Genomic DNA, 2,962 nt, shown 5'->3' with positions numbered 1-2,962 from the left:
ATAAGAGACATCCTGGAGGTCGCTCCACCATGTCCACCGTGCCCTCCGCACCCACCGTGCAGATGACCGCCCGCGCACTCCTCCTGGACATGGACGGCACCCTGGTGGACTCGGAAGCCGCGGTGGAGCGGGTCTGGCGCGGCTGGGCGGCAGAGATGGGCATCGACCCCGAACTGGTGCTCGCCATCAGCCCGGGCCGTCAGGCGCACGCCACCATGGCCGACCTGCTGCCGGACCGCCCGGTCGAACTCAACCTCGCGGACGGCCGCCGCCTGCTCGCCCAGGAAGCCGCCGACCTCGCCGACATCGTGCCCATCCCCGGCGCGGCCGAGTTCCTGGCGGCCGTCGAGGCCCTCACCGTCCCCCACGCGCTCGTGACCTCGGCCGACATCGCGCTCGCCACCGCCCGCATGGGTGCGGCCGGCCTGCGGATGCCGGACATCAGGATCACCGCGGAGTCGGTCAGCGCCAGCAAGCCGGACCCGGAGGGCTTCCTCAAGGGCGCGGCCGAACTCGGCATCGCGCCGGCCGACTGCGTGGTCTTCGAGGACTCCCCCGCCGGCATCGCGGCGGCCCGCGCCGCGGGCATGCGGGTCGTCGGCATCGGCCGCCTCGCGGCCCCGCACGGCCCGACGGCCCACGTCGACACGCTACGGGCGGTGACGGTGGCGGCCGGGCCGGACCGGACGATCACTCTGACCGTCGGGGCCTGAGGGTTCTCCCCCACCGGGTTTTCCCCACCGAGTCCCGGGAAGCCGAACGGCCCTGCCAGTCTGAGGAGATGATGACGAAGCAGGTCGCGTGAGCGGCGACGAGAGGTCCCGCCTCGGTGAGTTCAGCGCCCGGCTGGCGAGCGACGACATCGACGTGGTCCTGGACGCTCTGGACGACTACCAGTCGGCGCAGGCGGACACCAGGTGGGGCGTGGACAACCCGTACTGGCCGCTGGACAACGAGGTGCGCTTCGCCGCCCGAGACCTCCTCGGGCGCCCCCTGTCCGACCGCGGCCACGAGAGAGCCCTCACCATGATGTGGCATCTCGCCGAGGAGGAGGACGCGAACCTGATCGCCGACGTCCTCGAAGCCGCACCGGCCGCGGGATTACGGGAGACGGCGCTGCTCGCGGCCGGCACCGCCCTCGCGGAGGGCGAGGAGCCGAACCGGCGGCTGCTGGCGCTGGTCGCCGCCATGGTGCTGGACGAGGGCCTCGGTGTGCGGGATCGCAGGAACGCCATGTACGCCCTGTCCGACCTCGATCTTCCGGAGGTCGAGGACCTCCTCGTCCGGCTCAGTGAGTCGCCGGAACTGAAACTCCAGGTGTTCGCGGCGGGTTGCCTGGCGACGCCCCTGCGGCTCCGCGTCCACCGCGACCTCGTCGACCGGCTGGCGAAGTCCTGGCCGGAGGACGCGGGTGGGGAGGCGCCGTACGTTCGGCAGGCGCTCGAGGGCTTCCACAGCATCCACTGGAAGGACGTGGGTCTGCACGATCCGGAGCTCCGGAAGGCTCACGAGGAACTGAGGTTCCCGCTCAGCGACGAGGAGTGCCTGCGAGCGTTCGCCACCCTGCTCCGCAGCGAGGACCCGGTCGCCGTGGGCATCGCGCTCGACCATTACGAGTCCTCCGACGGGCTGCGTCGGGTCCTGGAGGACGAGGAACGTGCCGACGCCTGCCTGCCCGAGGTGCTGGACCGCGCTCGTGAGGTACTCAGGCGGCCGATGTCTCCCGCCGAGGTGAGCGCCCTGAACATGATCGGGGCACGGCACGCCGAGCCGGGCGACGCCGACCTCCTGCTCGACGTTCTCGCCCGCACGGACTCGGACCGGGTGCGCCACGAGGCCATCTGGATGGCCCGCGGCCTGCTCGACGAGGCCGGGTCGAGAGACGAACGGCTCGTCGCGGCCCTCGGCGGCCTGATCCTCGACCCGTCGTCCTTCGGCACGAAGGAAACCGCGATCCGTATCCTCGCCGACTGCCTCGGCGCCGACGCGGACGGCGTCCTCCTCGGGGCGCTGCGCGAGGGTGAGCCCAAGGTGCAGGCCACGGCGGCCTATTACCTGCTCCGCACGGGAGGTCTTGACCGGCACCGCGCCCTCTTGGAGGAGGTCGCCGACAGCTGGGCCGAATGGCCTCCCCACCGCCCCTGGGGCCAGAACCCCGCCGAGCGGATCCTCGGCACGCCGCACAGCGTCCACTGGGAGGGGCACCGGCTGGCGGACCCCGACCTGCGTCGCGCCCATCGGAGACTGCGGGCTCCAACGGTGGACGACTCGTACCACCTGGCGCTTCGCACACTGCTCGACAGCGACGACCAGGCGGCCGTGGGCGTCGCCCTCGACCACTGGTGGTACCCGGGCGGCGTCGTGGAGCGGGGCGGCGAGGCGGCACGTGAACCGGAGCGCGCACTCGTCCTGGAGCGGGTCCGGGAGGCGCTGCGGCAGCCTCCCGCACCGGCCGAGCTCAGCCGTCGGTACGGGGCCGCGGCCAAGCACCTGACCGCGCTGGCGGCGCTGGACGTCGTGGCGGCGGAGGAGCCCGCTTTGTTGGCCGAGGTCGTGGGGGCCGCCACGGACGATCATGTTCGCGGGCGGGCTCTCGACGCGGTGGCAGCGGTGTTCGGGGACGCGGAGGAGGCCGACCCACGGCTCGTCGAGGCGCTCGGGAACCTCGCCTGTGACGAGAACCCGCCCTTGAACGACCGCCTCAGGGCGCTGGCACTGCTGGACGAGTCCCCGGGGACCAACGCGGTGGTCGCGCTCACCCGGGCGACGCGCTGTCCCGAGGTTGAGGTTCAGGCCGTGGCGGCATGGGGGCTGATGTGGGAAGAGACCTTCGAGGACCATCGCGCCATGCTTGAGGAGCTGAGCGCGAGCTGGCCCGTCGAGGATCCCCCGTGGGAGGTCACGCGGGTGCGGGACGCGCTCGACGCCGCCGAGGAGTGAGCCGCGCGGGGTTATCCCCACC

General features: G+C 72.6%; 2 protein-coding genes. Both read left to right on the top strand.

The window, feature by feature from the left end; all coding sequences use genetic code 11:
* The first annotated feature begins 29 nt into the window (after positions 1–29).
* Entirely contained in the window at positions 30–713 is a 684-nt protein-coding gene (locus E1283_RS34575) for an HAD-IA family hydrolase (protein WP_132822123.1), read from the top strand.
* An 88-nt stretch (positions 714–801) separates the two neighbouring features.
* Positions 802–2,940, top strand: a complete 2,139-nt coding sequence (locus E1283_RS34570) for a hypothetical protein (protein ID WP_132822122.1) — start codon at positions 802–804, stop codon at positions 2,938–2,940.
* The last annotated feature ends 22 nt before the right edge of the window (positions 2,941–2,962 follow it).

Origin of the sequence: Streptomyces hainanensis (genome assembly GCF_004348415.1) — a bacterium.
GTDB lineage: Bacteria > Actinomycetota > Actinomycetes > Streptomycetales > Streptomycetaceae > Streptomyces > Streptomyces hainanensis.
The sequence above is the reverse complement of the archived record's forward strand: the minus strand, read 5'-3'. Positions and strand labels throughout refer to the sequence as shown.

Bases quoted from the DNA above. Each gene is read 5' to 3' on its own strand.
- E1283_RS34575 (WP_132822123.1), top strand. From the start codon at position 30: ATGTCCACCGTGCCCTCCGCACCCACCGTGCAGATGACCGCCCGCGCA.